Annotated in this window: 6 protein-coding genes and 1 pseudogene; 4 read left to right on the forward strand and 3 right to left on the reverse strand. The window is 53.9% G+C overall.

Annotated features, from left to right (window positions below; genetic code table 11):
* The 3 genes from J2T09_RS27445 to J2T09_RS27455 all read left to right on the forward strand — a co-directional run.
* The coding region (locus J2T09_RS27445; protein WP_306840264.1) for a hypothetical protein at positions 1 to 348 on the forward strand (348 nt) is incomplete at its 5' end.
* A 102-nt stretch (positions 349 to 450) separates the two neighbouring features.
* Positions 451 to 645: a hypothetical protein gene (locus J2T09_RS27450; protein ID WP_306840265.1), complete on the forward strand. Its 195-nt coding sequence runs from the start codon at positions 451 to 453 to the stop codon at positions 643 to 645.
* On the forward strand, positions 617 to 1,060 hold the full coding sequence (locus tag J2T09_RS27455) for a hypothetical protein (protein WP_306840266.1): 444 nt from the start codon (positions 617 to 619) through the stop codon (positions 1,058 to 1,060). The genes J2T09_RS27450 and J2T09_RS27455 overlap by 29 nt, the downstream gene beginning before the upstream one ends.
* 9 nt (positions 1,061 to 1,069) lie before the next feature.
* On the opposite strand, the pseudogene J2T09_RS27460 reads toward J2T09_RS27455, so the two are convergent.
* Both J2T09_RS27460 and J2T09_RS27465 read right to left on the reverse strand, forming a co-directional pair.
* A pseudogene (locus J2T09_RS27460) lies at positions 1,070 to 2,110 on the reverse strand (tyrosine-type recombinase/integrase).
* Positions 2,091 to 3,251 (reverse strand): hypothetical protein, encoded by a 1,161-nt coding sequence (locus J2T09_RS27465; RefSeq protein WP_306840267.1) that lies wholly within the window; start codon positions 3,249 to 3,251, stop codon positions 2,091 to 2,093. Before J2T09_RS27465 ends, J2T09_RS27460 begins: the two are co-directional and overlap by 20 nt.
* A 118-nt stretch (positions 3,252 to 3,369) precedes the next feature.
* Between J2T09_RS27465 and J2T09_RS27470 the strand changes: the two genes are divergently transcribed.
* Complete coding sequence (locus J2T09_RS27470) at positions 3,370 to 4,035, forward strand: hypothetical protein (protein WP_306840268.1); 666 nt, start codon at positions 3,370 to 3,372, stop codon at positions 4,033 to 4,035.
* 227 nt (positions 4,036 to 4,262) lie between these two features.
* Here the strand turns inward: J2T09_RS27470 and J2T09_RS27475 are convergent.
* Positions 4,263 to 4,474: hypothetical protein (locus J2T09_RS27475; RefSeq protein WP_306840269.1), on the reverse strand; the 212-nt coding region annotated here is incomplete at its 5' end.

Genomic DNA, 4,474 nt, shown 5'->3' on the forward strand with positions numbered 1-4,474 from the left:
AAACGCCCTACGAAGCCATTAGGCGACTCAGTGAGAAAAAACCTGAAATCTTCTCTCGAATACCAAGCCATGACATGTTGGGACCAAACACCTAGCCTATCATTCATAAAAAGAACAAAAGACGGTTTTACAGTGCGTTTCACGCGAACCTGTTCTTGTTTGGTGCGCGACAGGTTCGACGGATTAGGGCTTGATTTGAATTGGACGGATATTCATATGGGGCTTAGCGAAGGCAATCGCCGGAAAATGACAGCACGCATGTGTGACATTAACGCTCTATACGGATCGAATAAATTCGTGCTACGCGAATCTCGCAGTCAAATGGTTGGCGCAATGTTCGGTCGTTAAAACTCCTTAAGGAATTTTCCCGCAACTTATGCTGAATGACTGCGTTGATTATATGCACACACCGTGCTTCTTTGTAATTCAACTGTGTATGTGGAGATGAATATGGCAGCACCGATGAGGAAAGCGGATACAAATGGTACCGCGAGCGACTTTGATCGCTTCCCGCCGGAAGCGTACGAGCCAAGCGATGATGTGAATGTAGAGGCCAACAACATCCTGCGCGAAAAAGCGCGTCCCTACCTTGAGGGCAGGAAGTTGAGACACGTGGATGGTTTCAAACTTGCGAAAACCCATTAATTGGAAAGGGCAGCGGCCCGAAGCTTTCGATATCGTGGCCTGCTACTACCCGGAAACCAAACCCAAGGGCGAGCTTCGGCTTCGCCCTTGTTTGATTCTGGACGTCTTTGAAGACGAAGAGACAGGCGAATATTTTTGCTTGGTCACAAACGGAACGCGGACGCTCAAAATTTCACAGCGGCTGAAGCTGGATATCATTATTCAGAAGTCCGCTCATCTTGATGAAATGGGTCTGCCATACGCGACCCGGTTCGCTCTCGATGATGACAATATTGTCATGCTGCCTTGGAATGAGGAATTCTTCGGTTGCTGGCGCGGCTACCGTACGCCTCAAATATCCTACCTCATGGAAACATATCAGCGCCAATACGCGTACATTATGGCTCTTCGCCAAGTGGCACGGCGCGAAGGGTAATTTCAACCCTCAGCGGTCAATTCGCTCGTTCAGGCGTGCTTCGTTTATCAGCCTGATAGCCTCTCGGGTGGCGGCTCCTCGGCTCACGTAGCGGCGAATGATTTTCTCAACCTGTTCTTCTTTCCACGCCATGATTTCCGCGATCACGCGTATCGACAAGCCGGCGATATAAAACTTAGTTGCGGCCGTGCCGCGCAGATCATGAAAATGAAGATCGCGCTCCAGCAGGCCTGCTTTATCCTTTGCTGTCCAGAATGAACTGGCAAGGCCGTCTTTCGTCCATGGCGTTGCGTTTTTGCGGCTCGTCGTAAGCATGACAGGCGAGCGGCGCGGGATCCGCTCCAGCAGCTCATTGAGCACGTCGTAGCGCGGGATGACCGCCTCTTTCCGATGCTTGCTCTTGCCGGCCGAAATAACAATGTCGTCTTGACCGATGTTCGACCAGGACAAGCGAACCAGATCTGCAACGCGCAAGCCTGTATGTGCGGCGAGATCGACCGCGGAGCCTGCCTCGTCGTTGGTGTGCTCTTTCAGCTGAGCGATGTCGGCATCCGCCCAGATGATTTCCGCACGGGTGTTCGAATACAGGTGCTTGATCCCCTCTAAGGGGTTCGAGGCAATCTTTCCCATAGGATCGACGCCATGCGCCAAGATGCGTTACAGCACCTGCAGGCCGGTATCGGCTGCCCTCGGTGTGTCGGCGTACTGGCCACGCCACCTGCGGATGATCGGACGGATCTTCTCCGGGCGATTGAACTGGGCGATGCGGAGTTCACCGAAATATTGCTCGATCTTATCCACCCACGGCGTCCAAGTCCGCTTGGTCGATTTCGCGAGCTTCTGAAATTCATTCTTCTTGTAATGAAAGATGATCGAGCGGAACTTGCTCTCGTCTGGCGCCCGGTAGTCCGCGACAGCCTCGTTGTACGAGGCCATGAATTCCGGCGTTCCGGGTTTGCCCTTGATCGACGGGCCGCCGCGCCATGCGTAATAGTAGACGCGGCCTTTGGCCTTTAAGGTGTGAAGTCCCTTAAGCGTTATTTCCACCATGGCGCTGCTCAAATTCCCTCAATTCGCGATCGAGGTCATCCTCGTCAGATTCTCGCGGCTGTGTAAAATGCCACCGCATGCTGCCATCAGGCAAGGTGTCCATGGCGCAGGGTATGATGCCGGCATCCTTCAGGGCTGCCAGCGTTGTTTTGATATCCGAACTGCGGATCGATGCGCGGCGTCCCATTGCTAAAGCCCGTTTTTCTGAGAAGGCGAGCAATAAAAAACGCATGCGCCCACTGGTTGTGCGGCTTGGTCTGGATATGATGCGGCTCTGACGCAACTTGAGTTTCATTGGATGCTTGGCAGTTCGACTGGACGCATGATCGGAGCAGTTGTCGTGGCGCGTTCTCGCGGCAGTGCTCTTGCCTTCCATTTTCGGGGGGGGGGATGCGATGCTTGGGGCAGGTTCATTTATGACTACCAGACGTTGCTGACAGGCATCGGTGCGATTGGCGCAGCCTCCGTCACGATACTTGTGATGCGCGTTACCGAGGATAAGCAGGGGAGGCGTCACTTGCAGCTTGTCGAGTTGGCGCTGCGGCCGGATCGCCTTAAGTCGGACAGGGTATTGATTTATGTTCATCGAGTGAGGACGTGGTCCTTGCGGATCGGTGACGGTAAACGCGAAATCGCAGCGTTTGAAATGCCCCGGTACAATAGGGAGCGGTACGATAAGTGGCAGTACGGCAGAATGCTTGTCCTGCTCTTGGCGTATCGCGATATCCTGGGGCAACTCAATGATATGGAATCCAGCACTATTTGGAGGCATGCCGAGCCCCTTTTTCATGGTCAACTGTGTGATGATGTCTTTCGGATGCAGCGCCACCTGCGTAAGTCTTCTGAGGCAGTGACCAAATGCGTGCTCCTCGTAGAACTGCTTTTGAGCGACGAATTTGATTATGATCCGGATATCAAAGTGAGGGATGCGCGACATGCGAGGTTCGGTGAAACTGAAGGCGCTCGACAGCAGATGTGGAAATCCCTGATGAAGGGTATGGACGTGATTATGACAGATCTCGACAGGGTTGCTGTAGGACTTGAGCACCTGAGAACGATCTACGTTCCGGCAAGTATGCGAGGATCGCGTAGCCTGTGAGACGACAAAATTGCGACTGTCAGCGATGGCATGATGAAACATAGCCGCTTCCGTTACTGAATTGATGTGAACACGCTTCTCTCGGCGACGGTCGCGGCAACATTTTCGGCGATGGATACGGCAATGCCATCGGTGTTCCGGTAAACTGAAAGGATATGTGATGAATTATGCGCCACCTTATGGCGGCGTCGATCCAAATGCCGCCTATCGCGACCGGAATACGGCCGCTGGTGAGAGCGGTTCGAGAGTTCCTGCCGCCGCAGTCGAACATGCGCAGCGCGAGATCGTGGCTGTCATCGAGGCGGCTGGCATTTCTCCGAGCAGTGAAGACCTGATGCAGCTGTTGCAGGCTATCCAGTTGATTGTCGACGCCGCGACCAGCGGCGCTAGTGACGAAAATTACGTGCTGATGATGCAGGCTCGAACCCGCCTTCCGATCTATCCGGAAGTGCTGACCAGTGACGGCAAGTTTCCTGTCACCTCTCCTGCTTCTGGTCAGGTTCGCATTCCGGCCGGTTACAGCTTTCTGCATCGCGGACTTTTCAATGTCACGACGGTGCAGGTGGATTTTCCGACCGCAGCAAACAAGACCTATCACCTCCGCTGGTCGCCATCGGCGGGTTTCGCCCTCAAGGATATTGCTGACACCGGATACAATCCCGGTTCGCTTCCTGAGGCAAGTTCAGCGTTCGACGGCGGCTATGACGACATGCTCATCGCGAGGGGCGTGACAAATGCCTCAAACGTGCCCACGGATCACTGTGCTTGCGAACAAGAGCTCGCTGACCAACTCGACACTGATAAATGGTACGAACCGCGTCGGTAGCGGAAACCCGACGACCTATGATGTCATCTCGTCCTATAATTGGGCAAGGCGGCCTACCACCGGGTCGTTCGTTCCTGCGCGTTCGATCATGGGTATGTCGAACGATATGGACTACAATCTCGGCCTGCTTGGGGTGACGGGCGCAGCAATGCAAACGGCTGACCCTGTTTTTGACGTTGATCGATACAGGGTCAGCCAGACTATTCTGGTGGACTGCGTCGATGCGTTCACAGTTCATTTTTCAGCGAGGGCGTAATGGTGGATGTTCCTATCGTCATGACCGAAGACCTGCCGCCCGCCACTGGAGACCTGCGCCAGTTTTGTCTCACCGCAATGCGGAATGGATTAGGTGTTTGGTCCCAACATGTCATGGCTTGGTATTCGAGAGAAGATTTCAGGTTTTTTCTCACTGAGTCGCCTAATGGCTTCGTAGGGCGTT

Origin of the sequence: Neorhizobium huautlense (assembly GCF_030811685.1) — a bacterium.
GTDB lineage: Bacteria > Pseudomonadota > Alphaproteobacteria > Rhizobiales > Rhizobiaceae > Neorhizobium > Neorhizobium huautlense_A.

What these genes read in the sequence shown, in the direction of transcription:
- J2T09_RS27470 (WP_306840268.1), top strand. Translation starts at nt 3,370, where the DNA reads ATGAATTATGCGCCACCTTATGGCGGCGTCGATCCAAATGCCGCCTAT.
- J2T09_RS27455 (WP_306840266.1), top strand. Translation starts at nt 617, where the DNA reads ATGGTTTCAAACTTGCGAAAACCCATTAATTGGAAAGGGCAGCGGCCC.
- J2T09_RS27450 (WP_306840265.1), top strand. Translation starts at nt 451, where the DNA reads ATGGCAGCACCGATGAGGAAAGCGGATACAAATGGTACCGCGAGCGAC.
- J2T09_RS27465 (WP_306840267.1), bottom strand. Translation starts at nt 3,251, where the DNA reads ATGTTTCATCATGCCATCGCTGACAGTCGCAATTTTGTCGTCTCACAG.